Here is a 25473-nt window from a genome sequence, read left to right on the forward strand (position 1 = left end):
TATGCGCACTGTCATTTTGCGTCGTGGTCTGGTCGCTCTGTTTGCTGCGGCTGTGTCCTTCGGCGCCATTACTCAAGCTCAGGCCGAGACCCTTCGAATCGGTTATCAGAAGTACGGCACCCTGGTGCTGCTCAAGGCCAAGGGCACCTTGGAAAAGCGTCTTGCCGCTCAAGGCGTGGACGTGCAATGGACCGAGTTTCCAGGCGGCCCGCAACTGCTTGAGGGCCTGAACGTCGGCTCCATCGACTTTGGCGTCACTGGCGAAACCCCGCCCGTGTTTGCCCAGGCTGCCGGCGCCGATCTGCTCTACGTCGCCTACGAGCCACCGGCGCCCCACAGCGAAGCGATCCTGGTGCCCAAGGACTCACCGATCAAATCGGTGAAGGACCTCAAAGGCAAGAAAGTCGCACTCAACAAAGGCTCCAACGTGCACTACCTTCTGGTCCGCGCGCTGGAAGATGCCGGCCTCAAGTACAGCGATATCCAGACCGTGTTCCTGCCGCCGGCAGATGCCCGCGCCGCGTTCGAGCGTGGCAGTGTCGATGCCTGGGTGATCTGGGACCCGTATCAAGCCGCGGCCGAACAGCAACTGCAAGCGCACACCCTGCGCGATGGCCAGGGTATCGTCGACAACCACCAATTCTACTTGGCCACCAAACCATACGCCCAGAAAAACCCCGAGGTGATCAAGACCCTCGTGGAGGAAGTGCGCGGCGTGGGCGAATGGTCCAAGGCCAATCCCGAGGACGTGACCCAGCAGGTCGCGCCCCTGTTGGGCCTGCCTGCCGACATCACCCTCACCTCGGTGAAGCGCCAGGGCTATGGCGCACTGTTCCTGACACCTGAAGTGGTCGCCGCCCAACAGAAAATCGCCGACAGCTTCTACCAGCTCAAGCTGATACCCAAACCCTTGAGCATCAAAGACGTGATCTGGACGCCACCGGCCGCCGTCGCCAAGGCGCAGTAATTAGAATTCCCCAAGGAGACCACTCCATGAGCCTCAGTTTTTTCTGGTACCTGGCAACACGCGGCAACGTCCATGACCTTGGCACCACCGCTGGCGCTTGCGCCGTTGACTGCGGTTATCTGCCCAGCGCTGCGCTGCCGAGCTGAGGCGGACGATGAAGAAAATTATCCACAACCTGGCGCCTTGGGCGTTGCCGGTCTTGCTGGTGGCGGTGTGGCAGTTGTCGGTGTCGGCGGGCTGGCTGTCGACGCGGATCCTGCCGGCGCCCATCGCGGTGATCGAGGCCGGTGTGAGCTTGGTGAGCAGTGGTGAAATCTGGACGCACCTGGCGATCAGTGGCTGGCGCGCGGCCCTTGGCTTCGCTATCGGCGGCGGTATTGGCCTGGTGTTGGGCTTCATCACAGGCCTGTCGAAATGGGGTGAGCGCCTGCTCGACAGCTCGGTGCAGATGATCCGCAACGTGCCGCACCTGGCACTGATTCCCTTGGTCATCCTGTGGTTCGGTATCGATGAGTCGGCGAAGATTTTCCTGGTGGCGTTGGGCACGCTGTTCCCGATCTACCTCAACACCTATCACGGTATCCGCAATGTCGATCCGGCATTGGTGGAAATGGCGCGCAGCTACGGACTGTCCGGCTTCAGCCTGTTTCGCCAGGTGATCCTGCCGGGGGCGCTGCCTTCGATCCTGGTCGGTGTGCGCTTTGCCCTGGGCTTCATGTGGTTGACCCTGATCGTTGCCGAAACCATCTCGGCCAGCTCCGGCATCGGCTACCTGGCGATGAATGCCCGGGAGTTCCTGCAGACCGACGTCGTGGTGCTGGCGATTCTGATGTACGCGGTGCTCGGCAAACTCGCCGACCTCGCGGCCCGTGGGCTTGAACGTGTGTGGCTGCGCTGGCATCCGGCCTATCAAGTCGCCAAGGGAGGTGCAGCATGACGGCTCAACAACCTCCACGCCTGCTGCGCGGGATTCCGCTGGTGGTGCGCAAACTGCAAAAAACCTTCGGCTCGCGGCAGGTATTGCGCGAGATCGACCTGCACATTCCGGCCGGACAGTTCGTTGCGGTAGTGGGGCGCAGCGGTTGCGGCAAAAGTACTTTGCTGCGTTTGCTCGCCGGTCTGGACAAGCCCACGGGCGGCCAATTGCTCGCCGGTGCTGCGCCGCTGAGCGATGCGCGGGAAGACACGCGATTGATGTTCCAGGAAGCGCGCCTGCTGCCATGGAAAAAGATCATCGATAACGTCGGTCTCGGGCTCAGCGGCGATTGGCGGCCGCAGGCGTTACAGGCGCTGGAGTCGGTGGGCCTGGCCGATCGTGCCAATGAATGGCCGGCGGCACTGTCCGGAGGCCAGAAGCAGCGGGTGGCCCTGGCGCGTGCGCTGATCCACCAACCGCGCCTGCTGCTGCTCGATGAGCCGTTGGGCGCGCTGGATGCCCTGACCCGAATTGAAATGCAGCAACTGATCGAGCGGCTCTGGCAACAGCACGGCTTTACCGTGTTGCTGGTGACCCATGACGTCAGCGAAGCGGTGGCCATTGCCGATCGGGTCATCCTGATCGAAGAAGGCGAAGTCGGCCTTGACCTGCAGGTGGAACTGCCGCGCCCTCGGGTTCGTGGCTCCCATCGGCTGGCGGCGCTGGAAACCGAAGTCCTCAACCGTGTGCTGTCACTGCCCGGCGAACCGCCGGAACCGGAACCCGTTTCACCCTTGCCTACGCAACTGCGTTGGGCGCAATGAAGACAGCTACAAGCCTCCAGCCACAAGCGGCAAGCAAGAGCACTTTGCTTTTACTTGCAGCTTGAAGCTTGGCACTTGCAGCTCATTTCGACTCTTGGAGAAATAAATATGACTATCAAAGCCATCAATGTGCGTAACCAGTTCAAAGGCACCATCAAGGAAATCGTGCTCGGCGACGTGCTCTCGGAAATCGACGTCCAGACCGCTTCCGGCATCGTGACCTCTGTGATCACCACCCGCTCGGTGAAGGAGTTGGAGCTGGTGGTGGGCAGCGAAGTCATCGCGTTCGTGAAGTCCACCGAGGTATCGATCGCGAAGTTGTGATTGCATCAATTGTTTCGACGGTGCGCCCATCGCCGGCAAGCCGGTCTCGCTCCCACAGGATCTACGCGGTCTACTGTGGGAGCGGGCTTGCCCGCGAAGAGGCCCGCACAGGCAACAAATTCCTCAGCCCCAAGCAGCTCGCTTGGGCAGATAAGGCGGCAGATAAAGCCCCAGATACGCATCGAACACCCGCATCCCTTCCTCCGCCATACGCGGGGTGATCTGCCCATGCTGCTGCACTGAGCGGGCGTAAACGCGGTCGCCCAGCTCCATGGCCAATGCGAACACATCGACATCGCCCGGCAGCTTCGGCAACTCGAAGTGCCGGTCGAACAGCTTGTGCATCAGGTCGCCGAGTTCGATGTCGTGCTGGCGGTCGGCCTGGGTGACCTCGGTCAAGCCGTGTTGGGCGAGGATCAGCTGGCGGGCGGCGGCGTCTGCGTCGTAGATCTCCAGCATCCTCTGTTCCACCACCCGCGACAGGTCGCGCCAGTCGTTCAGTGCCGCGTGGTCGATGGGGGCTTGCAGGCAGGCGCGGAAGGCGGCGTGGACGTCGGCCGTCAGCGCTTCGAGCAGGGCCGGCACGCTGGCGAAGAAGTGGTAGACCGAGGAGGGTGGAATCTCGGCCCGCTCGGCAACGCTGTAGATCGACAAGCTGGCCACGCCCTCGGTGGCCAGCAGCGTGCGGGCAGCATCGAGAATCGAATCAATGCGCGCCTGGCTGGCTGCGCGGGGTTTGCGGGGGGTGGCTGCGCGTGTCATCGGGCTCTCCTGCAGGACAGCGGGCATTGTACGAGCAGGCTTCTGTGTTGTCTGCCGGGCGCCATCGCGAGCAGGCTCGCTCACACAGTGGATCGCGTTCCCGTGCGGGAGCGAGCCTGCTCGCGATCCGCCGCAGGCGGCCATAAAAAAACGCCGTTGGCTGATTCAGCCAACGGCGTTCTTTCATTGCAGCAACCGCTTAAACGGTATGCAGATACCAGTTGTACTCAAGGTCGGAGATGGAGTGTTCGAACTCCTCCAGCTCACTTTCCTTGCAGGCCACGAAGATATCGATGTATTTCGGATCGATGTACTTGGCCATGACTTCGCTGTCGTCCAGCTCACGCAATGCATCACGCAGGTTGTTCGGCAGGCTCTGCTCGTTCTGCTCGTAGCTGTTGCCCTCGACGGGGGCATTTGGCTCGATCTTGTTGGTCAAGCCGTGGTGCACGCCCGCCAGGACCGAGGCCATCAGCAGGTACGGGTTGGCGTCGGCGCCCGCGACGCGGTGTTCGATGCGCACAGCATCCGAAGAGCCCGTAGGTACGCGGATCGCTACGGTACGGTTATCCAGACCCCAGCATGGCGAGTTCGGCACATAGAATTGGGCGCCGAAACGACGGTACGAGTTCACGTTCGGGCAGAGGAAAGCCATCTGCGCGGGCAGGGTCTCGAGCACACCGCCGATCGCGTGACGCAGCGCGGCGTTCTGCTCGGGATCCTCGCTGGCAAAAATGTTTTTGCCGTCTCGGTCCAGAATCGAAATGTGAACGTGCAAACCGTTACCTGCCTGGCCCGGGTAAGGCTTGGCCATGAAGGTGGTGTCCATTTCATGGTCGTAGGCGATGTTCTTGATCAGACGCTTGAGGAGCACCGCGTAGTCGCAGGCCTTGATCGGGTCAGCCACATGGTGCAGGTTCACTTCGAATTGCGCCGGGGCACTTTCCTTGACGATGGCGTCGGCCGGGATGCCTTGTTCCTTCGCACCTTCGAGGATGTCCTGGAGGCAGTCGACGTATTCGTCGAGGTCGTCGATCAGGTAGACCTGTGTCGAGTGCGGGCGTTTGCCCGAGATCGGCGAGCGGGGAGGTTGCGGGCGACCGTTCACGTTCTCCTGGTCGATCAGGTAGAACTCCAGTTCGAAGGCGGCGCAGATGGTCAGGCCCAGCTCGTCAAACTTGGTAACAACTTGTCGCAAAACTTCGCGCGGGTCGGCGAAGAAAGGTTCACCTTCAAGTTCGTGCATGGTCATCAGCAATTGCGCGGTCGGTCGCTTTTGCCAGGGTTCATTGCACAGGGTATCGGGGATTGGATAACAGATTCGGTCAGCATCACCGATGTCCAGGCCCAGACCGGTGCTTTCTACCGTCGAGCCGTTGATATCCAGGGCAAATAGTGAGGCCGGCAGGTTGATGCCTTTCTCGTAAACCTTGTGGAGACTGGTGCGTTCGATGCGCTTGCCGCGCACCACACCATTCATATCCGCAATCAGAAGGTCAACGTACAGAACCTCAGGATGTTCCTTAAGGAACACGTTCGCTTCGTTAAGCTGAACGGCACGCGGGGGTACCGACATGATGCAACACCTTTGTTGTTAAAAATATCAATCATTGATCTCTTCGGATTCCAGTCAACCCGAACGGCATGCCGAAGTCAAGTAAGGCCTTTTTTGCCCTAAAAAAGCGCTCGCGGGGCTTTTTTGTGGCTATTTGGGGCGTTTTTATGCCTTCCAACACTTAGCCGACTGCGGGCTTGAGCGGGCCGTGTTGTATTTTTTACGGGGGTGTTGTGTAAAAAAATGAACAAGGCTAAGCTCGAATCAAACCCATAACAGCAATAATACCGGGGTGCTTCATGTCTCGCCTGCCGTCAATCGGCATCACCAAATGCTCTATGCATAACGGTCCGCATGCTTGTCACATTAGACGCGATGTTTATCCAGGCGCTTTGACTCCGCTGGCTTCGGGCCTGTGCGCGTTCCAGATGAAGCCGGTGTTTGCGTCCGATATTCTGGACGGCTCCCGGAGCACCCCCATTACGGTTACTCCTTTCAATATAGAACCGATTCACAATGACGGCCTGGCTATCACGCGGCAAGTTGCTGCTCGTGATTCTGCACGCCCGGCACGCCCCGTGCACTTGCATGAAAACACGATAGCCTGTCGCTGACGTACATTTCAACGCGACACCCATGCGTCACAACATCGCCTGGCTTGCGATAGCCAGGAAACTCAAAGCCTAGAGGCATTTATGAGTAACAACCTCGACCAGCTCACCGATTGGCTGAAAAGCCACAAGATCACAGAAGTCGAATGCATGATCTCCGACTTGACCGGGATCACCCGGGGCAAGATTTCGCCGACCAACAAGTTCATCGCCGAGAAAGGCATGCGCTTGCCCGAAAGCGTGCTGTTGCAGACCGTGACCGGCGACTATGTCGAAGACGACATCTATTACGAACTGCTCGACCCGGCCGACATCGACATGATCTGCCGCCCCGACCAGAACGCGGTCTACCCGGTGCCCTGGGCTATCGAGCCCACCGCCCAGGTGATCCACGACACCTACGACAAGCAAGGCAACCCGATCGAGCTGTCGCCGCGCAACGTGCTCAAGAAAGTCCTCAAACTCTATGCCGACAAGGGCTGGCAGCCGATCGTGGCGCCGGAAATGGAGTTTTACCTGACCAAGCGCAGCGACGATCCGGACTACCCGTTGCAGCCGCCAATCGGCCGCTCCGGTCGCCCGGAAATCGGTCGCCAGTCGTTCTCCATCGAAGCGGCGAACGAGTTCGACCCGCTGTTCGAAGACGTCTACGACTGGTGCGAATTGCAGGAGCTGGACCTCGACACATTGATCCACGAGGACGGCACGGCGCAGATGGAAATCAACTTCCGTCACGGCGATGCCCTGTCACTGGCCGACCAGATCCTGGTGTTCAAGCGCACGATGCGCGAAGCCGCGCTCAAGCACGACGTGGCGGCTACCTTCATGGCCAAGCCCATGACCGGTGAGCCGGGCAGCGCGATGCACTTGCACCAGAGCATCGTCGACCTGGAGACCGGCAAGAACATCTTCTCCAATGAAGACGGGACCATGAGCCAGTTGTTCCTGCACCACATCGGAGGGTTGCAGAAGCTGATTCCCGAGCTGCTGCCGCTGTTCGCGCCGAACGTCAACTCGTTCCGCCGCTTCCTGCCGGATACCTCGGCACCGGTGAACGTGGAGTGGGGCGAAGAGAACCGCACCGTGGGGCTGCGGGTTCCGGATGCCGGACCGCAAAACCGTCGGGTGGAAAACCGTCTGCCGGGTGCCGACGCCAACCCGTACCTGGCGATCGCCGCGAGCCTGCTCTGTGGCTACATCGGCATGGTCGAAGGCATGAACCCGAGTGCGCCGGTAGTGGGACGCGGCTATGAACGCCGCAACCTGCGCCTGCCACTGACCATCGAAGACGCGCTGGAACGCATGGAAAACAGCGCGACCATCGAGAAATACCTGGGCAAAAATTTCATCACTGGCTACGTCGCGGTCAAGCGGGCCGAGCATGAAAACTTCAAGCGTGTCATCAGTTCGTGGGAACGGGAATTCCTGCTCTTCGCCGTCTGATACGCCGGGCGCTGTCGTTGTCGGACAGCGCCTTCATCTGGATTCTTCAGGAGATTCGTATGACCAGCAACAACCCGCAAACCCGTGAATGGCAAACCCTGAGCAACGATCACCACCTGGCGCCGTTCAGCGACTTCAAGCAGCTGAAAGAAAAAGGGCCGCGGATCATCACCAACGCCAAGGGTGTCTACCTGTGGGACAGTGAAGGCAACAAGATTCTCGACGGCATGGCCGGCCTGTGGTGTGTAGCGATTGGTTACGGTCGTGATGAGTTGGCCGAGGCGGCCAACAAGCAAATGCGCGAACTGCCGTATTACAACCTCTTCTTCCAGACCGCCCACCCACCGGTACTGGAGCTGTCCAAGGCCATCGCCGATATCGCCCCCGAGGGCATGAACCACGTGTTCTTCACCGGTTCCGGCTCCGAAGGCAACGACACCATGTTGCGCATGGTCCGCCACTACTGGGCGATCAAGGGCCAGCCGAACAAGAAAGTCATCATCAGCCGCAAGAACGGCTATCACGGTTCCACCGTGGCCGGCGCGAGCCTGGGTGGCATGACCTACATGCACGAACAGGGCGACCTGCCGATCCCGGGTATCGTCCACATCGCACAGCCGTACTGGTTCGCCGAAGGCGGCGACATGACTCCTGAAGAGTTTGGTGTGTGGGCGGCGAACCAGCTGGAAGAGAAGATCCTGGAAGTCGGCGTGGACAACGTCGGTGCCTTCATCGCCGAGCCGATCCAGGGTGCCGGTGGCGTGATCATTCCGCCAGAAACCTACTGGCCGCGCATCAAGGAAATCCTCGCCAAGTACGACATCCTGTTCGTGGCGGACGAAGTGATCTGTGGCTTCGGCCGTACCGGTGAGTGGTTCGGCACCGATTTCTACGGCCTCAAGCCCGACATGATGACCATCGCCAAGGGGCTGACCTCCGGCTACATCCCAATGGGTGGCCTGATCGTGCGCGACTCGGTCGTGGCGGTGCTCAACGAAGGCGGCGATTTCAACCACGGCTTCACCTACTCCGGGCACCCGGTGGCGGCAGCGGTGGCGTTGGAAAACATCCGCATCATGCGCGAAGAGAAAATTATCGAGCATGTTCACACCGAAACGGCACCGTATTTGCAGAAACGTCTGCGGGAACTGAACGATCACCCGTTGGTGGGCGAAGTGCGTGGTGTCGGTCTGCTGGGGGCCATCGAGCTGGTGCAGGACAAGGCCACACGCAAGCGCTACGAAGGCAAGGGCGTTGGCATGATCTGCCGCCAGTTCTGCTTCGACAACGGCCTGATCATGCGCGCCGTAGGCGACACCATGATCATTGCTCCACCACTGGTGATCAGCAAGGCGGAAATCGATGAGTTGGTGGAGAAGGCTCGCAAGTGTCTGGACCTGACCCTGAGTGCGTTGCAGGGCTAAGTGCTAGGCTCTCTGCGCAAGACATGAAACTTTCGCTCGGGGTGTCATAAAGGGCGGCCTTTCCTTGAAAGACCGCCTCGGATCTTGCCAGACTAGCCGCGGTTCCAGTTGTCCGGGTTCGGCCGCTGAACAAAGTGGTTCAAAAAAGAAAAATTTGGAGCATTAACGCATGAAGGCATTAGGAAAAAAGCTTGCTGGCAAGACTCTCCTCGCCATGTCCCTGATGGGCATTATGGCGGGTGCGGTGCAGGCGGACGACAAGGTGTTGCACGTCTACAACTGGTCCGATTACATCGCTCCGGACACCATCAAGAAATTTGAAGACGAGTCGGGCATCAAGGTCGTTTACGACGTCTTCGACAGCAACGAAACCCTGGAAGCCAAATTGCTGGCAGGCAAGTCCGGCTACGACGTCGTCGTACCGTCGAACAACTTTCTGGCCAAGCAGATCAAGGCCGGCGTCTACCAGAAGCTGGACAAGTCCAAGCTGCCTAACTGGAAAAACCTGAACACCGACCTGCTCAAGGCGGTCTCGGTCAGCGACCCGGGCAACGAACACGCTTTCCCGTACATGTGGGGTTCGATCGGTATCGGCTTCAACGCCGAGAAGGTCAAGGCCGCTCTGGGCGCCGATGCACCGACCAACTCCTGGGACCTGGTCTTCAAGCCTGAGAACGCTGCCAAGCTGAAATCCTGTGGCATCAGTTTCCTCGATTCGCCGACCGAGATGATTCCAGCGGCGCTGCACTACCTGGGCTATCCAACCGACAGCCAGGACAAGAAACAACTGGCCGAAGCCGAAGCGCTGTTCCTCAAAGTGCGTCCTTCGATCGCCTACTTCCACTCGTCCAAGTACATTTCGGACCTGGCCAACGGCAACATCTGCGTAGCCATCGGTTATTCGGGTGACATCTACCAGGCGAAGTCCCGTGCGGCAGAAGCCGGTGACAAGGTGAAAGTCAGCTACAACATTCCCAAGGAAGGTGCAGGCAGTTTCTACGACATGGTCGCCATCCCTAAAGATGCCGAAAACGTCGAAGGCGCCTACAAGTTCATGACCTTCCTGCAGAAGCCGGAAGTCATGGCTGAAATCACCAACGCCGTACGTTTCCCGAACGGTAACGCGGCGGCGACCGCGCTGGTTGATAAAGACATCACCAGCGATCCAGGCGTCTACCCGCCAGCCGACGTGTTGGCCAAACTGTACGCGATTGCCGACTTGCCGGCCGCGACCCAGCGTCTGCTGACTCGCAGCTGGACCAAGATCAAATCCGGTAAGTAAGCGGTAACCCACTGTAGGAGCGAGCATGCTCGCGAAGAAAGTCGCAGCGCCAAGGGGTGTCAGGCATCCCGCGTTATCGTTGACGACCATCGCGAGCGTGCTCGCTCCTACAGGGGATTTTCATAAAGTTTGCTGGAACGGTTTTTCGAGGGTAAGTTGCGCGCCGGTTTTGTTGCTGGGCAGCCAAGACTGTCATGTAACGCGGGGCAACTTGGGCCCAACTAATTTTAGAGGACCTCCACTTGCCTATTTTTTCTTTGTTGCGCAATGCATTGTTGATCGGCACCGGGCTGACGATGGCTGTCAGTGCTCAGGCTGCGGGCACCGTGCATATTTATAACTGGTCGGATTACATCGGGGAAACCACCCTGGCCGACTTCCAGAAAGCGACGGGGATCAAGCCGGTCTACGACGTGTTCGACTCCAACGAAACCCTGGAGGGCAAGTTGCTGGCCGGGCGTACGGGCTACGACGTGGTCGTGCCGTCCAACCACTTCCTGGGTAAGCAGATCAAGGCGGGCGCTTTCCAGAAGCTCGACAAGTCGCAATTGCCCAACTATTCCAATCTCGACCCGGTGCTGCTCAAGCGACTGGAACAGAACGACCCTGGCAACCTCTACGCCGTGCCTTATCTGTGGGGCACCAACGGCATCGGTTACAACGTCGAGAAGGTCAAGGCGGTGTTGGGTGTCGACAAGATCGACTCCTGGGCAGCCGTGTTCGAGCCGGAAAACATCAAGAAGCTGCAGAGCTGTGGTGTGGCTTTCCTCGATTCCGCCGATGAAATGATGCCCACGGTCCTCAACTACCTGGGCCTGAACGCCAACAGCACCAACCCTGAAGACTACAAAAAGGCTGAAGCCAAGTTGCTGGCGGTGCGGCCTTACGTGACTTACTTCCACTCCTCCAAATACATCGCAGACCTGGCCAACGGCGATATCTGCGTGGCCATCGGTTTCTCCGGCGACATCTTCCAGGCGAAGAACCGCGCGGCCGAAGCGAAGAAGGGTGTGGACATCGCCTACTCGATTCCCAAGGAAGGTGGCGCGCTGTGGTTCGACATGCTGGCGATTCCAAAAGACTCGGCCAACGTCAAGCAGGCCCACGCCTTCATCAACTATTTGCTGAAACCTGAGGTGATCGCGCAGGTCAGTGACTATGTCGGTTACGCCAACCCCAACCCGGCGTCCGACAAGTTGATGGATCAGGAAATCCGTAACGACGAATCGGTTTATCCACCCAAGGAAGTACTCGACAAGACCTATGTGTCGATTGAGTTGCCACCCAATATTCAACGTTTGATGACCCGTAGCTGGACCAAGGTCAAGTCAGGTAAGTAGAGCTCAAGACTCAAACTATCCAGGTTGGCTCACCTTGAGCGAACTGCACTCTTTTTTTCTGGGAGTTTCGTAAATGGCTGTTGCCTCCGGCGCCTATAAGAAAGCCCTCGAGGGCGACCAGACACCCAAGCAGGTGCTGGTCAAAATCGACCGGGTCACGAAGAAGTTCGACGAGACGATTGCCGTGGACGACGTGTCCCTGGAAATCAAGAAGGGCGAGATCTTCGCCCTGCTCGGCGGTTCGGGATCGGGCAAATCCACTCTGCTGCGCATGCTGGCGGGGTTCGAACGACCGACCGAGGGCCGAATCTTCCTCGATGGTGTGGACATCACAGACATGCCGCCCTACGAGCGGCCGATCAACATGATGTTCCAATCCTACGCGCTGTTCCCGCACATGACCGTGGCGCAGAACATCGCCTTCGGCCTCAAGCAGGACAAACTGCCTGCTGCGGAAGTCGATGCCCGGGTGGCGGACATGCTCAAGCTGGTGCAGATGACCCAGTACGCCAAGCGCAAGCCGCACCAGTTGTCCGGTGGCCAGCGTCAACGTGTGGCCCTGGCGCGTTCGTTGGCCAAGCGCCCGAAGTTGTTGCTGCTCGACGAGCCCATGGGGGCCCTGGACAAGAAGCTGCGCTCGCAGATGCAACTGGAGTTGGTGGAGATCATCGAGCGCGTTGGCGTGACCTGCGTCATGGTGACCCACGACCAGGAAGAGGCCATGACGATGGCCGAGCGCATCGCGATCATGCATCTGGGTTGGATCGCCCAGATCGGCAGCCCGATCGACATCTATGAAACCCCGACCAGCCGCCTGGTCTGCGAATTCATCGGTAACGTCAACATCTTCGACGGTGAAGTGATCGACGACGCTGAAGGCCACGCGACCATCACCTGCAAGGACCTGGACCGCCAGATCTACGTTGGCCACGGCATCAGCACCTCGGTGCAGGACAAATCGGTGACCTACGCGATCCGTCCGGAGAAACTGCTGGTCACGCCGACCATGCCGACCTGCGAGTACAACTGGTCCAGCGGCAAGGTGCACGACATCGCCTATCTGGGCGGACACTCGGTGTTCTACGTGGAATTGCCGAGCGGCAAGATTGTCCAGTCCTTCGTCGCCAACGCCGAACGCCGTGGTGCACGACCGACCTGGGGTGACCAGGTCTACGTGTGGTGGGAAGACGACAGCGGCGTGGTATTGCGCTCATGAACATGCGCAAATTCAAACGCCGCCTCAATCGAATAATTCCCGGTGGCCGCCAGTTGGTCATAGGGGTGCCTTTCATCTGGCTGTTTCTGTTCTTCATGTTGCCGTTCTTCATCGTCTTGAAGATCAGTTTCGCTGAAGCCGATGTCGCCATCCCGCCGTACACCGAGATCTACACCTACGCCGAGCAGAAGCTGCAAGTGCTGCTCAACCTCGGCAACTACGCCATGCTCGCCGGCGACGAGCTCTATATCTCCGCGTACCTGGGGTCGTTGAAGATGGCGCTGATCAGCACCATCCTCTGCCTGGTGATTGGCTACCCGATGGCGTACGCCATCGCCACAGCCCGTAAAGAGCTGCAGACGGTGCTGGTGCTGCTGATCATGATGCCGACCTGGACCGCGATCCTGATCCGCGTCTATGCCTGGATGGGCATCCTCAGCAACAACGGCCTGCTCAACGGCTTCCTGATGAGCATGGGCTTTATCGACGAACCCCTGCAAATCCTCAACACCAACCTGGCGGTGTACATCGGCGTTGTCTATTCGTACCTGCCGTTCATGATCCTGCCGCTCTACGCCAACCTGGTTAAGCACGATCACAGCCTGCTGGAAGCTGCATCGGACCTGGGTTCGAGTACCTTCAACAGCTTCTGGAAAATCACCATCCCCCTGTCCAAAAACGGCATCATCGCCGGTTGCATGCTGGTGTTCATCCCGGTGGTCGGTGAGTTCGTGATTCCTGAGCTGCTGGGCGGACCGGAAACGCTGATGATCGGTAAAGTGCTGTGGCAGGAGTTCTTCAACAACCGTGACTGGCCGGTGGCATCCGCCCTGGCGGTGGTGATGCTGGCGATCCTGATCGTGCCGATCATCCTGTTCAACCGCAGTCAGGCCAAGGAAATGGAGGGTAAAGAATGAAGCGCTTCCGTTTCTCCAGCCTGATGCTGGTACTGGGTCTGGTGTTCATCTATCTGCCGATGCTGATCCTGGTGATCTACTCGTTCAACGCCTCCAAACTGGTGACGGTTTGGGGTGGTTGGTCGATCAAGTGGTACGTCGGCCTGATGGACAACACGCAACTGATGGGTTCAGTGGTGCGCTCGCTGGAGATCGCCTGCTACACCGCGGTTGCGGCGGTCGCACTGGGCACCCTGGCGGCGTTCGTCCTGACCCGCATCACGCGTTTCAAAGGCCGCACGCTGTTCGGTGGCCTGGTCACTGCGCCGCTGGTGATGCCGGAAGTGATCACCGGTCTGTCGCTGTTGCTGCTGTTCGTGGCCATGGCTCAGATGATCGGCTGGCCCCAGGAGCGCGGCATCGTGACCATCTGGATCGCCCACACCACGTTCTGTGCGGCGTATGTGGCGGTGGTGGTGTCGGCGCGTCTGCGCGAGCTGGACCTGTCCATCGAAGAAGCGGCCATGGACCTCGGTGCCAAGCCATGGAAGGTGTTCTTCCTGATCACCATTCCGATGATCGCGCCATCGCTGGGTGCCGGCGGCATGATGTCGTTCGCCCTGTCGCTGGATGACCTGGTACTGGCCAGCTTTGTATCAGGCCCAGGTTCCACGACCCTGCCGATGGAAGTGTTTTCGGCGGTGCGTCTGGGCGTGAAGCCCGAGATCAACGCCGTGGCCAGCCTGATCCTGTTGGCGGTATCGCTGATGACCTTCCTGGTGTGGTTCTTCAGCCGCCGTGCCGAAGAAGCGCGCAAGCGTGCCATCCAGCTGGCGATCGAAGAGAGCGCTGCCGACTCCTGGAAGCAACCGGACGTACGCCGCGCGCAGGCGCCGGAAGCGGCTTGAGTCCCTTCGGGGGCCTTCCCTTGTGGGAGCGAGCCTGCTCGCGATGATCTGTCAGTGACATCCATGTCGACTGACACTCCATCGCGAGCAAGCTCGCTCCTACAGTTGTTTTTGTAGCGGCAGGACCGGTTCGGTGATCAGGAAACCCAAGGCGAGCGGCGAATCACTTCCACGAAGTTCATCGGTTTGAACCCCGGCTCCTGATCCACCAGCACATCGGTCTTCACATTGCCAAAGGTGGTTTGCGGGCGATGGCGCAGGCCGTCGGCGAAGGCGCAGATGATGCATTCCTTGAATCCTTCACCCCGTGGATGCGCATGCACCACCGCCTCGCGCTGCACGCTGGAAAACGCCGCGTAGTCCATGCCCAGCACGTCCATCTCGACACCCGCTGTCACCAGCGCCACGGTAGGGCGCAGGTGTTGCGGCACACCGGGTGTGGTGTGCAACGCAATCGACAGCCACACCTGCTCGATGTCGTCATCACTCAGCCCGTAAGGCTTGAGAAACTCAGCCGCCGCGTTGGCACCATCGACTTCAAAGCGCTCGTTGTCGCTGCGATAACCCTCCATCAGTCCCAGGTCATGAAACATCGCGCCGATGTACAACAGCTCGGGGTTATAAACCAGTTTTTTGCGTTCACCACTCAATGCGCCGAACAGAAACACCCGGCGCGAGTGGTGGTAGAGCAGGTCGGATTCGATGTCGCGAATGTAGTCGGTGGCGGCCCGTGCCAGGGCGCTGTCGGGGATCTTGATGCCGGCGATGGTTGTGCTCATGCTGTTGTCCTCACAGGGAGCGCCGGGGCGGCGCTGATGGAACAAGTCTGTTCCCGGCCCCACAACCGGACAATCGCGCCATGGCTAGGATCCTGGCCAATCAACCTGCGAATCGTGCCAATTGAATGTTGTTCATCCATCCCTGTAGGAGCGAGCATGCTCGCGATGGTAGACAAGACACCGCGGAGTGTCAGGCTGCCAGAGTAATCGTTGGCGACCATCGCGAGCATGCTCGCTCCTACAGGGGGAGGGGGATGGCATCTATGGGGGGCAATCCATCATGAGTAAAACCGTTGCCATCGTGATATTCGCCGGCGTGCAGTCCCTGGATGTCACTGGGCCCATGGACGTGTTTGCCGAGGCGAATCGGTTCCTTTCGCCGCAGGATCACTATCAGCTGGACGTGATCGGCGTTGAGTATGGGGTGACGTCGTGCTCCAACGGCTTGTTGTTGCAAGCCCATCGGCACTTCAGTGAGGCTGTGCAGGCTTATAACCTGTTACTGGTGGCCGGTGGTCCACAGTTGCCGGGCCTGGATTTCGGCGAGGCCTTCGATGCCTGGCTGCGCGAAGCCTGCGCCCGTGCGCAGCGGTTTGGCTCGATCTGCAACGGTGCGTTCATGCTGGCGCGTGCCGGCTTGCTGCAAGGGCGCACCGTCACCACACACTGGGAAGATGCTGCGGCATTGGCCGCGTTGTGCCCCCAGGCGCGGGTAGACGCCGATCGCCTGTACGTGCAGGACGGTGAGCTCTATACCTCGGCCGGTGTTACCGCCGGGATCGACCTGTCGTTGTATCTGTTGGCCAGGGATCATGGGCCTGAAATTGCTTTGCGTGTGGCCAAACGATTGGTGGTGTTCACCCAGCGCTCCGGCGGGCAGTCGCAGTTCAGCCCGTTTCTCACACCCCATGCCGAGCCGGAGTCTGCGGTGGCGATGATTCAGCGCTACGTATTGGCGAACCTGACCGGGGACCTGACCAATGCCGAGCTGGCGAGCGCGGCCAACATGAGTGCGCGCAATTTCTCCCGGGTGTTTACCAGGGAAGCAAAAGTGACTCCGGCGGAGTTTGTCGAGCGGGCAAGAGTGGATGCGGCGCGGGTGATGCTCGAGAGTACGGCGGCGCCGTTGAAAACCGTGGCCTATGAGTGCGGCTTTCGTGATGCCCAGCACATGCGCAACGTGTTCAACCGCCGGCTGGGGGTGACGCCGCAGCAGTTTCGGTTGAATTTTGGCCTGGTGGTTTGAGCCTGGATGTTCATTGCCTGTACAGGCAATGAACATCTAAGGGGCCACCCGCGCCGGCAACAGCTTCAACGTACCCCGAGTATTGGCCATCACCTCTTCATCGTTCAGATGCGCCTGGAAGTACAACCCTTCGATATACGCCTCCGCCTGGTCCTCATAATGCCTATCGAAAGGCACCCCACTCTGGCCCACCGGGTTGACGGTCAGGCTGTGGGTGGGGTCGGCGAAATCGATCAGGCGACGGGTCGAAGGCCCGTAGGTCACAGGCCATGGCGCCGGACCGATTTTGGCCGAGAGGTTATTCGGCACTTCATGGCTGCCGGGCGCGGCGAACGGGCCGACGTTGAAGATCCGGTCCAGCGGCTTCTGCTGTCCCAGCGGGTGGCCGTGAGTCAGGGTGTGGGCCTTGCCCCACTGCCACTGGGTGAAGTCGGCACCCAGCACGCTCTTGAGGTGAGCGAGGCTGGCTTGCCACGCCACCTTCACCGTGTCGGCGCGGGTTTCCCTGGCGGCCGTCGTGCGGTTGTCCCACCACGGCGAGTCGGCATTTGCCGCCAGGCGTGGCAGGGCGGCGTCGATCACTCGAGTCGAGAGCAACGTTTCGAAGAAGTCGTTGCCCAGCTCATCACGCATCGCCGCATCGGCCAGGTTGAACAGCAACTGGTTGAACAACGTGGCGCTGGTGGAGTCCAGCGGGTAGTCGCCTTGCCATTGCGCCAGTTGTTCCACCAGCTTCAGCTCGGCCGGGTCGCTGACCACTTCACGCAGCACCGGCAACAGCGGGGCGAGCAGGCGTGGGCCATAGGCGGTGGTGGTGCCCAGTTGCAGTTTCTGGCTGGTCTCCAGGTCCCATTTGACGGTTTTATCGCTGAGCTGCCGATTGAGTTGCTGACCGCGGTCAGCGAGGTTGTAGTAACCGGGAATCTCCATGCCGGTCGGTGATACCGGCTGGTAGTTGGCCGAGACGATGTAGCCCCGTGCCGGGTTTTCTTCCTGCGGGTTGGCGGTGAACGGGTAGAAACCCTCCTTGTCTGCTTGCGCACTGCTGCCATCGAGAATGAACCATGGCTTCACCCCTGCCGGGCGCTTGGGCAATTGCGCCGCAGCCCACCAGCCAATGTCGCCCTTGGCATTGGCCCAGACGACGTTCAGGCCCGGCGCATGGATCCTGGCTGCGGCCATGCGCGCCTTGACCAGGGTGTCGGCGCGATTTAGCTGATAGAAACCCTCGAGGATCGGGTTCTGGGTTTCAAGAAAGCCCCACCACATGGCGATTGGCGTCTTGCCGGCGTGGCTGCCCAGTGCATCGTTGACGATCGGCCCGTGGGGCGACTGGCGCAGTACCAGCGTGACGGGCGCCTGGCCCTTCACCGCGATCTGTTGCTCGCTGGTGACCAGATCCACCCACTGGCCGCGGTACCAGACCTGATTGGGGTTGTCGGGATTGACCTTCTCGGCGATCAGGTCCAGGTCGTCATTCTGGAACATGGTGATGCTCCAGCCGAAGTCGCGGTTCATACCCAGCGAAGCGAACGGCATCAAGGCCTGGTAGTGACCGTAGAGCTCGAACCCCGGAGCCGTGAGATGGGCTTCATACCACACGGACGGTGCGGAAAAACGGATATGCGGATCACCCGCCAGTAGTGGCTTGCCGCTCTTGGTGCGACTGCCGGCCACCGCCCAGGCGTTGCTCCCCTCGAACTGCGGCAAGCCGTTGTCGGCCAGGGCTTGCTCGCTCAGGCGGGCGAGGGCGTTGAGGTCTTTCCAGTCGCCGCTGGCAAGCGGCGGCACGGCGGCGCCGGAGTTTTTCTCCAGCACACCACTGGGCTGCCAGTCGAGGTCAAACACGTTGAGGTAATCAGCCCCCAGTTGATCGCGGACGTAGGTCAGCAAAGGTTCGGTACGAAACGCGGCGGCAAAGCTGTAGGCCATGTAACCGGCGATGCTGATGGTGTCCTGGGCGGTGAAAGGGCGTTTGGCGATGCCCAGCGCGTCGAACTCCGCAGGCTTGGCATGGCTGTCCTGGTACTGGTTAATGCCGTCCAGATAGGCTTGCATGGCGAGAAAGGCTGGCGATTGCTTATCGAGATTGGCCAGGTAAGTTTCGGCCCGTTCACGAATGCGCAGGCTGCGCATCAGCTTGTCGGTGTCGAGCAGTTTGGAGCCCAGCACTTCGGCCAGCTCGCCACGGGCGAGGCGGCGCAGCACTTCCATCTGGAACAGCCGGTCCTGGGCGTGCACGTAACCCAGCGCGCGGTACAGGTCGGTTTCGTTGTCGGCGCGAATGTGCGGGATGCCGCGCTCGTCGTAACGCACGGTGACAGAGCCTTGCAGATGCTGCAGCTCAACGATGCCCTGGCGCGTCGGTTGCTTGCTGTAAACGTAGCCGCCGACACCCACGGCGAGGACAACGATCAGCACGACGAGCGCAATCAGGAGACGTTTCATTCAGATTCCTTGTTCTTGTTATGAGTGACAGCAGTTCCCTGGCTGCACTGTTTAACACGACCCGTTGAATCGGCCCATCACCCGTAGGAGGGATTCTTGTCGCCTGGTTTTGCTTACTGCGCCTGATCAGCCGGCCATGGGCAGTAACAGCCCACGGCCAGTGTGTGCGTGGCACTCACTGGGCGGCCTTCATTCAACGCCTGGAGGATTGGCTCGATGAAGCTGTTGTTTGAATTGCAGGTGAGGCCCTCGCTGTACGGGCCGAAATACGCCAGCTTGCCGCTGCGATCCCAGATCGCCACGGCGGGGCTGGCCGGGATCTGCTCTGAGCCTGGCAGGACGCTGATGGATTTCAGGCCGCCCAGGTTGCTGGGCAACTGGCCATGGCTGCCGGCTTTTTGTACCGCGTAGAACTCGACGCCTTGCGGTTCGTAATGCTCGATCAATTCGCTCAGGTGTTGCTGGTTGCCGACGTTGCACGGGCAGGCCGGGTCCCAGAAGTGCACAAGGCGGATGGCGCCGGGGCCGGCCAGGTTGTCGGGCAGGTGCAGCGGGTCGCCTGAAAACAGCGCCGTGTGGGAGCTGAACGCACGCAGATAGCGCCCCTGGAACCAGTCGTAGGCCGCCCACAGCACACCGGCACAGAGAAGGGCGAGCAGGCTGGCAAGCAGAGTGGTGCGCAAGGACGATCGCATGGCGGGGTTTCCTCAGAGATCGCCCAGCTTGCCATGCTTGTCGCGACAGATGAATATCGCAGGCTTATAAAGTCCGCTTCGTGTTTTGGAATCGCTCATGCCCGCCACTTTCGACCCTGATCATCTGCGCGCCAGCCTTCGGCCCTTGGCCGAGTGGCAGCCGCTGTCCGAAGAGGCATTGGCGTACCAGCGGTTTTATGGCCTGGACTATCCCGGGCGACCGTTGCGCACGGGGCTTGGACGTTTCGAGGTGGCCGGCTATGAGCTGGTCAGCCAGGTGTGGTGGCCGGAGGTGGCCAAGGCGACATTGTTCATGTTCCACGGGTTTTATGATCACACCGGGCTCTACCGGCATGTCATCGCCTGGGCGCTGGATCAGGGTTTTGCAGTGATCGCCTGCGATTTGCCAGGGCACGGCCTGTCCAGTGGTGAGCGGGCGAGCATCGGTGATTTTTCCGAGTATCAGGACACCCTTCAAGGCTTGTTCGCCGAGGCCCGCTCGCTGGATCTGCCGCAGCCCTGGCACCTGTGCGGGCAGAGCACCGGCGGCGCCATTGTGGTCGATCACGTGCTCAACGCCGGCAGCGCAAGCCCGGCCCAGGGCCAGGTGATCCTGCTGGCGCCACTGGTGAGACCGCGATCATGGGCGTGGTCGAAATTCAGCTACTACCTGCTCAGGCCTTTCGTGAAAGGGATCGCCCGACGCTTCAGCGAAAACTCCAGCGACCCGCAGTTCCTCATGTTCCTGCAAGCCGACCCGTTGCAGGCCCGCCGTTTGCCGACGGCCTGGGTCGGCGCATTGAAACGCTGGATCAAGCGGATCGAAGCGGCACCGACCAGCACCCGGCAGCCGCTGATTGTGCAGGGGCAGCAGGACATGACGGTGGATTGGCCGCATAACCTTGACGTGTTGAAGGCCAAGTTCAATCGGCCGCAGGTGTTGATGCTGCCTGAGGGAAGGCACCATCTGGCGAACGAGTCGCTGGAGATGCGCAGGGAGTTTTTCGGGTTTTTGAGTCGGCGGGTGAAGGGCAGAAATGTGTAGCGATTGTTCCGGCCCCATCGCGGCGGTGCGACGATTCGACAAGCCCGCTCCCACAGGTGCTCTTGGTGTACACAATATCTGTGTTCACTGAAAAACCCTGTGGGAGCGGGCTTGCCCGCGATAGCGATCTAACTGGCGCCAAAGATCACTGGCTGAGGTTCGAAGAACTCTGCCCCACCGCCAACCCCGCGCGAATCGCCGCCAGCGCCGCCTGGTAGTAAGCCTGGCCTTCAGCCGACTCGGCGAAGGTGGCGAACTCTTCCAGTTCGTTATCCGACAGGTCGCGATAGACATACAACAGCGTGTTGTTCAGGTCGCTGCCGATCTGGTCCATCAATCGCTGGCGCTGACCGTTGAGCAGGCCTTGCGCCTGACCGCCGCCCAGGAGGCCCGGGATCATCGCGCTGAGGCTGTCGGCCGCGACGCCGGCAATCGCCAGGCTCACTTCCGCGCCGGCCTCGCGCGCGGGCAGGGCCTGTGCCAGATGGCCGATAATCAACAGGCGGCTGTCGCTGGCCTGGATTTTTGGCAGGCCCTTGGCGTTTTTCGCCAATTGATCACGGCGGGTGGCCAGCAACTCGGCAGCAACGATCTTCTTGCCCAGGGCCGACTGGAAAAAGGTCAGGGCCGGTTTCGGATCGGCGAGATTCTTGCGCAGTTGCGATTGGGCACGTTGGTCGACGGCTTGCGCTGCGAAACGTTGATTGCTGTTATTCACCAGGGCCTGAAACACTGCAGGCGGCAGGCTGTTCTGGTAACGCTGCTGAGCGGCTGCCAGGGCATCGTTGAAGTGCGCGCGTTGTTCTGGCCAGCCGGCGACTTTGTACAACTGGTCGTGGCCGTCTGCCCAGGCGGGCAAAGCGCAGAACATCAGCAGTGAGAAAAGCAAACGACGCATAGGGACTCCTGTCAGCAGCCGACTATTCTCCGTGCGGCATACCGACTTGTCGAGAATTCGTATCAAGCCGCCTTGTGGCTCTGTCGGAATTTCGGGTACAGGAATACTATGCGCGCCATGCAAATATCCTCTGATCACCCGCTGCTGTTACGTATCGTCGACGACCTGGCTGAACACGGCTGGTCGCAGCAGAATATTTTCCTGCCTCTGGATCTGACCCGAGCGCTGGCGGCTGAGTGCCGTAAACGTTCGGTCGAGGGTGAACTGACGCCTGCGGCCGTCGGGCGCGGGCCCACTTCGGAGATTCGCGAGGCGATTCGCGGCGACCAGATCCAGTGGATCGAACCGGGACAGGCCGAGGCGTGCGACCGCTACCTGGCGCTCATGGACAGCCTGCGTGAAGCGATCAATCGCGGCCTGTACCTGGGCCTGGAAGATTTCGAGTGCCATTTTGCGATGTACCCGCCCGGCGCTTTCTACCTCAAGCACCTTGATCGCTTCAGGGACGATGACCGGCGCGCGGTGTCGGCGGTGCTGTATCTCAATGACGCCTGGCTGCCGAACGAGGGCGGGCAATTGCGCATGTACCTCGAGGACCGTGGCGAATACGACGTACTGCCCACCGGCGGCTGCCTGGTAGTGTTCCTGTCCGGTGAGGTGCCCCATGAAGTGCTGCCCGCGACTCGGGATCGCCTGTCGTTGACCGGCTGGTTCCGGCGCCGTGGCAATGAGCCGTTCTGATCATGCACAAGATTCTGGTGAGCCGCTGCCTGTTGGGTCACCGCGTGCGCTACGACGGCGGGGCCAGCGGGCCATTTGATCAGCTTCAGCAGTGGCTCGATGAAGGCCGTGTCGTTCCGCTGTGCCCGGAAGTGGCCGGTGGCTTGCCGACGCCACGGGCAGCAGCGGAAATCCCGGGCGGGCAGGGGGCGCAAGTGCTGGATGGGCAGGCATCGGTCATCACCACCGAGGGCCAGGACGTCAGCGCGCAGTTCCTGGCCGGGGCACATCAGGCGCTGGCCTTGGTGCAAGCCCACGACATCCGCATCGCCGTGCTCAAGGCCAACAGTCCGTCCTGCGGCAACCGCCAGACCTATGACGGCACGTTCAACCGGGTGAAGGTCACCGGCGAGGGGGTGACGGCGGCGTTGCTCAAGCGCCATGGGGTGCGGGTGTTCAGTGAGCTGGAATTGGTTGAGGCGGCGCAGGCGTTGGCTGCACTTAACTAAAGGTCACCACACCCCCCTGTGGGAGCGGGCTTGCTCGCGAAAGCGGTGGGTCAGGCACATCATTATTTACTGACCGACCGCATTCGCGAGCAAGCCCGCTCCCACTGTTGGTGTGTGATCTCCAGGCCTCAGGGCTTGACCCCATCCCCCGCCAGCCACTTCTTCTCCAGCGCCTCCAGCCGTCCATCGGCCTTGATCCGCTGCAGGGCGTTTTCCAGGCTGACATGGAACGCCGGATTGCCCTTCTGGAATGGAATCGCCAGGTTTACCTCTGCAGCGGCCTTGGGTTTCTCCTCCGCCAACGACTGCACCAGCAGTATCGACCGCGGCTCCTCGTCCTTTTGCGCAAGCAATTGTCCATCCACTCGAGCGTAAGGTTCGCTGAAGTCGAAACGATCCTTGAGTTCCGGGGTCAGTGCTATGTGGTTGATCGCGATGTCGTACTTGCCGCTTTCAACGCCGGCCAACAGATCGCTGGAATCGGTGACGACAAAATCGGCCCGTACATCCAGTTCGTTGGCCAGCAACTGGCCCAGTTCGACTTCAAAGCCCGAGAGGTTTCCGTCGTTCTTGAAATTGAAGGGCGGTGTATTAGCCTCAAGAGCAATACGCAATTCACCACGGTCGTTTACGTCGTCGATCAGTTCGGCATGGGCCAAAGGGCTCAGAAGGGGTAGCAGGCAGATCAGGCCAGGCAGAAAGCGCATGGTCACTCCTTGGAATTTCTTATGGCGACCCTTTGATTCAGGCTCGCTTTGCTATGGTTGTCGAGTGCCTTCGACAACGAATGGTCATGAAGTTGTCATGACCACGCGAATTTTACGAAAAAACTGGAGAAGAGAATGAAATCCTTTATGTCACGTGCTGCTTTGGCTGGCCTGTTGATGGGTGTTTCGGTACTGGCCAGTGCGGCGACGCCGGCGCCGAAGGGTGCTGAAGTGTCCATCGTCTCTCCTGCGGATGGCGCCACGGTTCCCAAGACCTTCGTCGTCAAGTTTGCGGTCGAAAACATCGCGTTGGCGCCTGCCGGTGATGTGACCAAGAACACCGGCCACCACCACTTGCTGATCGACGTGGACAAGCTGCCAGCTGCCGGCCAGCCGATCCCGAACGATGCTAACCACCTGCATTTCGGCAAGGCGCAGACCCAGGCTGAAGTGACGCTGGAGCCCGGCAAGCATACGCTGCAACTGGAGCTTGGAGACAGCGGTCACATGCCGTTCGACCCACCGATCGTCTCGCCGAAGATCACCGTCAACGTCAAATGACGCAGGCATGAAAAAGGGAGCCCGAAGGCTCCCTTTTTTGTTGCTCGCATCGCGATCAGAACAGCACGCGGGACCGAATGGTGCCGTTGATGTGCTGCAGCTTCTCTTGCGCCAGGTCCGAGTACTCGGCGTCGACGTCGATGACCACGTAGCCGACTTTCTCGTTGGTCTGCAGGAACTGACCGGAGATGTTGATGCCGTTTTCGGCGAACACCTTGTTGATCTCGCTCATCACACCCGGAATGTTCTCGTGGATGTGCAGCAGGCGGTGCTTGCCAGGGTGAGCCGGCAGGGCCACTTCCGGGAAGTTCACCGACGATACCGAGGTACCGTTGTCGCTGTACTTGACCAGCTTTTCTGCCACTTCCAGACCGATGTTGGCTTGCGCTTCAGCGGTGGAACCGCCGATGTGCGGGGTCAGGATCACGTTGTCCAGGCCGCGCAGCGGGCTTTCGAACTCTTCGTCGTTGGAGCGTGGCTCCACCGGGAATACGTCGATGGCCGCGCCGATCAGGTGTTTGTCCTTGATGGCCGCTGCCAGGTGGTCCAGTTCGACCACGGTGCCGCGAGCAGCGTTGATCAGGATGCCGCCCTTCTTGATGGCACGGATTTCCTTCTCGCCGATCATCCACTGGGTCGCAGCGGTTTCCGGTACGTGCAGGGTGACGATGTCGGACATGCCCAACAGTTCGTGAAGGTTGCCGACCTGGGTGGCGTTACCCAAAGGCAGTTTGGTCACGGTGTCGTAGAAGTACACCTGCATGCCCAGGCCTTCGGCCAGGACCGACAGCTGCGTACCGATCGAGCCATAACCAACGATCCCCAGCTTCTTGCCACGGATCTCGAAGGAATTGGCCGCGCTCTTGATCCAGCCGCCACGGTGGCAGGAGGCGTTCTTCTCAGGGATGCCGCGCAGCAACAGGATCGCTTCGGCCAGTACCAGCTCGGCGACGGAGCGGGTGTTGGAGTACGGTGCGTTGAACACGGCAATGCCGCGCTCACGGGCCGCGTTCAGGTCGACCTGGTTGGTGCCGATGCAGAAACAGCCGACTGCGACGAGCTTCTTCGCGTGATCGAAGACCTCTTCCGTCAGTTGGGTGCGGGAGCGAATGCCGATGAAGTGAGCATCGGCGATCTTTTCCTTCAGTTGGGCTTCCGGCAGAGAACCGGTGAGGTACTCGATGCTGGTGTAGCCGGACGACTTGAGGACGTCGACAGCCGATTGGTGGACGCCTTCGAGAAGAAGGAACTTGATCTTGCTCTTATCGAGAGAAGTCTTGCTCATCTGCGTAAACCTGTATCCCGGAGAAAAATGGCAGGAAATGGTCAACAGACGCTGACCCGGACGGCTGGAGAGCCGTCTCCGCAGATTAGCCGTTGGGCGCTATGCTGCGGGG

General features: G+C 60.2%; 24 protein-coding genes. 16 read left to right on the plus strand and 8 right to left on the minus strand.

The annotated features are described in order from the left end of the window. Position 1 precedes the first annotated feature (1 nt). The 4 genes from AB4O36_RS27310 to AB4O36_RS27325 all read left to right on the plus strand — a co-directional run bounded on the left by AB4O36_RS27310 (position 2) and on the right by AB4O36_RS27325 (position 3031). A complete protein-coding gene (locus AB4O36_RS27310; RefSeq protein WP_460140701.1) occupies positions 2 to 967 on the plus strand; it encodes a sulfonate ABC transporter substrate-binding protein in 966 nt (321 codons plus the stop codon). Between the two features lie 154 nt (positions 968 to 1121). After that, positions 1122 to 1904 (plus strand): aliphatic sulfonate ABC transporter permease SsuC, encoded by a 783-nt coding sequence (ssuC, locus tag AB4O36_RS27315; RefSeq protein WP_460140702.1) that lies wholly within the window; start codon positions 1122 to 1124, stop codon positions 1902 to 1904. Further along, positions 1901 to 2707 carry an aliphatic sulfonates ABC transporter ATP-binding protein gene (ssuB, locus tag AB4O36_RS27320; protein ID WP_460119880.1) on the plus strand — a complete coding sequence of 269 codons (807 nt, stop codon included), beginning with the start codon at positions 1901 to 1903 and terminating at the stop codon, positions 2705 to 2707. Before ssuC ends, ssuB begins: the two co-directional genes overlap by 4 nt. Positions 2708 to 2815: 108 nt before the next feature. Next, entirely contained in the window at positions 2816 to 3031 is a 216-nt protein-coding gene (locus AB4O36_RS27325) for a TOBE domain-containing protein (RefSeq protein WP_205890466.1), read from the plus strand. Positions 3032 to 3154: 123 nt separating this feature from the next. Here the strand turns inward: AB4O36_RS27325 and AB4O36_RS27330 are convergent, their stop codons facing one another. Continuing rightward, complete coding sequence (locus AB4O36_RS27330; RefSeq protein WP_460140703.1) at positions 3155 to 3793, minus strand: TetR/AcrR family transcriptional regulator; 639 nt, start codon at positions 3791 to 3793, stop codon at positions 3155 to 3157. 199 nt (positions 3794 to 3992) lie between these two features. Beyond that, on the minus strand, positions 3993 to 5369 hold the full coding sequence (locus AB4O36_RS27335; RefSeq protein WP_460119884.1) for a glutamine synthetase family protein: 1377 nt from the start codon (positions 5367 to 5369) through the stop codon (positions 3993 to 3995). Between the two features lie 674 nt (positions 5370 to 6043). Here AB4O36_RS27335 and AB4O36_RS27340 point away from each other — a divergent pair. The 7 genes from AB4O36_RS27340 to AB4O36_RS27370 all read left to right on the plus strand — a co-directional run bounded on the left by AB4O36_RS27340 (position 6044) and on the right by AB4O36_RS27370 (position 14468). Next, complete coding sequence (locus tag AB4O36_RS27340; RefSeq protein ID WP_460119886.1) at positions 6044 to 7402, plus strand: glutamine synthetase family protein; 1359 nt, start codon at positions 6044 to 6046, stop codon at positions 7400 to 7402. A gap of 59 nt (positions 7403 to 7461) precedes the next feature. Then, positions 7462 to 8826, plus strand: coding sequence for an aspartate aminotransferase family protein (locus tag AB4O36_RS27345; protein ID WP_460119887.1), 1365 nt, complete (start codon positions 7462 to 7464; stop codon positions 8824 to 8826). Positions 8827 to 8995: 169 nt separating this feature from the next. After that, on the plus strand, positions 8996 to 10108 hold the full coding sequence (locus AB4O36_RS27350; RefSeq protein WP_460119889.1) for a polyamine ABC transporter substrate-binding protein: 1113 nt from the start codon (positions 8996 to 8998) through the stop codon (positions 10106 to 10108). A 242-nt stretch (positions 10109 to 10350) separates the two neighbouring features. Beyond that, a complete protein-coding gene (locus AB4O36_RS27355) occupies positions 10351 to 11448 on the plus strand; it encodes a polyamine ABC transporter substrate-binding protein (protein WP_460119891.1) in 1098 nt (365 codons plus the stop codon). A 73-nt stretch (positions 11449 to 11521) separates the two neighbouring features. After that, positions 11522 to 12664, plus strand: a complete 1143-nt coding sequence (locus AB4O36_RS27360) for an ABC transporter ATP-binding protein (RefSeq protein ID WP_460119893.1) — start codon at positions 11522 to 11524, stop codon at positions 12662 to 12664. Next, positions 12661 to 13581, plus strand: coding sequence for an ABC transporter permease subunit (locus tag AB4O36_RS27365; RefSeq protein ID WP_460119895.1), 921 nt, complete (start codon positions 12661 to 12663; stop codon positions 13579 to 13581). The genes AB4O36_RS27360 and AB4O36_RS27365 overlap by 4 nt, the downstream gene beginning before the upstream one ends. Continuing rightward, positions 13578 to 14468, plus strand: coding sequence for an ABC transporter permease subunit (locus AB4O36_RS27370; RefSeq protein WP_460119897.1), 891 nt, complete (start codon positions 13578 to 13580; stop codon positions 14466 to 14468). Before AB4O36_RS27365 ends, AB4O36_RS27370 begins: the two co-directional genes overlap by 4 nt. Positions 14469 to 14605: 137 nt before the next feature. Here the strand turns inward: AB4O36_RS27370 and AB4O36_RS27375 are convergent, their stop codons facing one another. Beyond that, complete coding sequence (locus AB4O36_RS27375; RefSeq protein WP_460119899.1) at positions 14606 to 15247, minus strand: HD domain-containing protein; 642 nt, start codon at positions 15245 to 15247, stop codon at positions 14606 to 14608. A 280-nt stretch (positions 15248 to 15527) separates the two neighbouring features. Between AB4O36_RS27375 and AB4O36_RS27380 the strand changes: the two genes are divergently transcribed. Continuing rightward, entirely contained in the window at positions 15528 to 16493 is a 966-nt protein-coding gene (locus tag AB4O36_RS27380) for a GlxA family transcriptional regulator (protein WP_460140704.1), read from the plus strand. Positions 16494 to 16529: 36 nt separating this feature from the next. Here the strand turns inward: AB4O36_RS27380 and AB4O36_RS27385 are convergent, their stop codons facing one another. Both AB4O36_RS27385 and AB4O36_RS27390 read right to left on the minus strand, forming a co-directional pair. Then, positions 16530 to 18941, minus strand: coding sequence for a penicillin acylase family protein (locus tag AB4O36_RS27385; protein WP_460119903.1), 2412 nt, complete (start codon positions 18939 to 18941; stop codon positions 16530 to 16532). A gap of 113 nt (positions 18942 to 19054) precedes the next feature. Next, complete coding sequence (locus AB4O36_RS27390; protein WP_460119905.1) at positions 19055 to 19636, minus strand: DUF6436 domain-containing protein; 582 nt, start codon at positions 19634 to 19636, stop codon at positions 19055 to 19057. Positions 19637 to 19733: 97 nt separating this feature from the next. On the opposite strand from AB4O36_RS27390, the gene bipL reads away from it, so the two are divergent. Next, on the plus strand, positions 19734 to 20681 hold the full coding sequence (bipL, locus tag AB4O36_RS27395) for a phospholipase BipL (protein ID WP_460119907.1): 948 nt from the start codon (positions 19734 to 19736) through the stop codon (positions 20679 to 20681). Positions 20682 to 20826: 145 nt separating this feature from the next. On the opposite strand, the gene AB4O36_RS27400 is transcribed toward bipL, so the two are convergent. Then, a complete protein-coding gene (locus tag AB4O36_RS27400; RefSeq protein ID WP_460119909.1) occupies positions 20827 to 21579 on the minus strand; it encodes a hypothetical protein in 753 nt (250 codons plus the stop codon). Between the two features lie 108 nt (positions 21580 to 21687). Here AB4O36_RS27400 and AB4O36_RS27405 point away from each other — a divergent pair, with 108 nt between their 5' ends. Continuing rightward, on the plus strand, positions 21688 to 22320 hold the full coding sequence (locus AB4O36_RS27405; RefSeq protein WP_460119911.1) for a 2OG-Fe(II) oxygenase: 633 nt from the start codon (positions 21688 to 21690) through the stop codon (positions 22318 to 22320). A 2-nt stretch (positions 22321 to 22322) separates the two neighbouring features. Further along, positions 22323 to 22808, plus strand: coding sequence for a 2-thiouracil desulfurase family protein (locus AB4O36_RS27410; protein WP_460140705.1), 486 nt, complete (start codon positions 22323 to 22325; stop codon positions 22806 to 22808). Between the two features lie 128 nt (positions 22809 to 22936). Here the strand turns inward: AB4O36_RS27410 and AB4O36_RS27415 are convergent, their stop codons facing one another. Then, a complete protein-coding gene (locus tag AB4O36_RS27415) occupies positions 22937 to 23515 on the minus strand; it encodes a transporter substrate-binding domain-containing protein (RefSeq protein ID WP_460119915.1) in 579 nt (192 codons plus the stop codon). A gap of 135 nt (positions 23516 to 23650) precedes the next feature. Between AB4O36_RS27415 and AB4O36_RS27420 the strand changes: the two genes are divergently transcribed. After that, positions 23651 to 24076: a DUF4399 domain-containing protein gene (locus AB4O36_RS27420; protein ID WP_460119917.1), complete on the plus strand. Its 426-nt coding sequence runs from the start codon at positions 23651 to 23653 to the stop codon at positions 24074 to 24076. Positions 24077 to 24131: 55 nt separating this feature from the next. Here the strand turns inward: AB4O36_RS27420 and serA are convergent, their stop codons facing one another. After that, a complete protein-coding gene (gene serA / locus AB4O36_RS27425; protein ID WP_460119919.1) occupies positions 24132 to 25361 on the minus strand; it encodes a phosphoglycerate dehydrogenase in 1230 nt (409 codons plus the stop codon). Between the last annotated feature and the right edge of the window lie 112 nt (positions 25362 to 25473).

The organism is Pseudomonas sp. S2_E01 (assembly GCF_054668365.1).

Excerpts from the sequence above, each read along its gene's own strand:
- AB4O36_RS27310 (WP_460140701.1), top strand. The coding sequence starts at position 2 with ATGCGCACTGTCATTTTGCGTCGTGGTCTGGTCGCTCTGTTTGCTGCG.
- ssuC (WP_460140702.1), top strand. The coding sequence starts at position 1,122 with ATGAAGAAAATTATCCACAACCTGGCGCCTTGGGCGTTGCCGGTCTTG.
- ssuB (WP_460119880.1), top strand. The coding sequence starts at position 1,901 with ATGACGGCTCAACAACCTCCACGCCTGCTGCGCGGGATTCCGCTGGTG.
- AB4O36_RS27325 (WP_205890466.1), top strand. The coding sequence starts at position 2,816 with ATGACTATCAAAGCCATCAATGTGCGTAACCAGTTCAAAGGCACCATC.
- AB4O36_RS27330 (WP_460140703.1), bottom strand. The coding sequence starts at position 3,793 with ATGACACGCGCAGCCACCCCCCGCAAACCCCGCGCAGCCAGCCAGGCG.
- AB4O36_RS27335 (WP_460119884.1), bottom strand. The coding sequence starts at position 5,369 with ATGTCGGTACCCCCGCGTGCCGTTCAGCTTAACGAAGCGAACGTGTTC.
- AB4O36_RS27340 (WP_460119886.1), top strand. The coding sequence starts at position 6,044 with ATGAGTAACAACCTCGACCAGCTCACCGATTGGCTGAAAAGCCACAAG.
- AB4O36_RS27345 (WP_460119887.1), top strand. The coding sequence starts at position 7,462 with ATGACCAGCAACAACCCGCAAACCCGTGAATGGCAAACCCTGAGCAAC.
- AB4O36_RS27350 (WP_460119889.1), top strand. The coding sequence starts at position 8,996 with ATGAAGGCATTAGGAAAAAAGCTTGCTGGCAAGACTCTCCTCGCCATG.
- AB4O36_RS27360 (WP_460119893.1), top strand. The coding sequence starts at position 11,522 with ATGGCTGTTGCCTCCGGCGCCTATAAGAAAGCCCTCGAGGGCGACCAG.
- AB4O36_RS27365 (WP_460119895.1), top strand. The coding sequence starts at position 12,661 with ATGAACATGCGCAAATTCAAACGCCGCCTCAATCGAATAATTCCCGGT.
- AB4O36_RS27370 (WP_460119897.1), top strand. The coding sequence starts at position 13,578 with ATGAAGCGCTTCCGTTTCTCCAGCCTGATGCTGGTACTGGGTCTGGTG.
- AB4O36_RS27375 (WP_460119899.1), bottom strand. The coding sequence starts at position 15,247 with ATGAGCACAACCATCGCCGGCATCAAGATCCCCGACAGCGCCCTGGCA.
- AB4O36_RS27380 (WP_460140704.1), top strand. The coding sequence starts at position 15,528 with ATGAGTAAAACCGTTGCCATCGTGATATTCGCCGGCGTGCAGTCCCTG.
- AB4O36_RS27385 (WP_460119903.1), bottom strand. The coding sequence starts at position 18,941 with ATGAAACGTCTCCTGATTGCGCTCGTCGTGCTGATCGTTGTCCTCGCC.
- AB4O36_RS27390 (WP_460119905.1), bottom strand. The coding sequence starts at position 19,636 with ATGCGATCGTCCTTGCGCACCACTCTGCTTGCCAGCCTGCTCGCCCTT.
- bipL (WP_460119907.1), top strand. The coding sequence starts at position 19,734 with ATGCCCGCCACTTTCGACCCTGATCATCTGCGCGCCAGCCTTCGGCCC.
- AB4O36_RS27400 (WP_460119909.1), bottom strand. The coding sequence starts at position 21,579 with ATGCGTCGTTTGCTTTTCTCACTGCTGATGTTCTGCGCTTTGCCCGCC.
- AB4O36_RS27405 (WP_460119911.1), top strand. The coding sequence starts at position 21,688 with ATGCGCGCCATGCAAATATCCTCTGATCACCCGCTGCTGTTACGTATC.
- AB4O36_RS27410 (WP_460140705.1), top strand. The coding sequence starts at position 22,323 with ATGCACAAGATTCTGGTGAGCCGCTGCCTGTTGGGTCACCGCGTGCGC.
- AB4O36_RS27415 (WP_460119915.1), bottom strand. The coding sequence starts at position 23,515 with ATGCGCTTTCTGCCTGGCCTGATCTGCCTGCTACCCCTTCTGAGCCCT.
- AB4O36_RS27420 (WP_460119917.1), top strand. The coding sequence starts at position 23,651 with ATGAAATCCTTTATGTCACGTGCTGCTTTGGCTGGCCTGTTGATGGGT.
- serA (WP_460119919.1), bottom strand. The coding sequence starts at position 25,361 with ATGAGCAAGACTTCTCTCGATAAGAGCAAGATCAAGTTCCTTCTTCTC.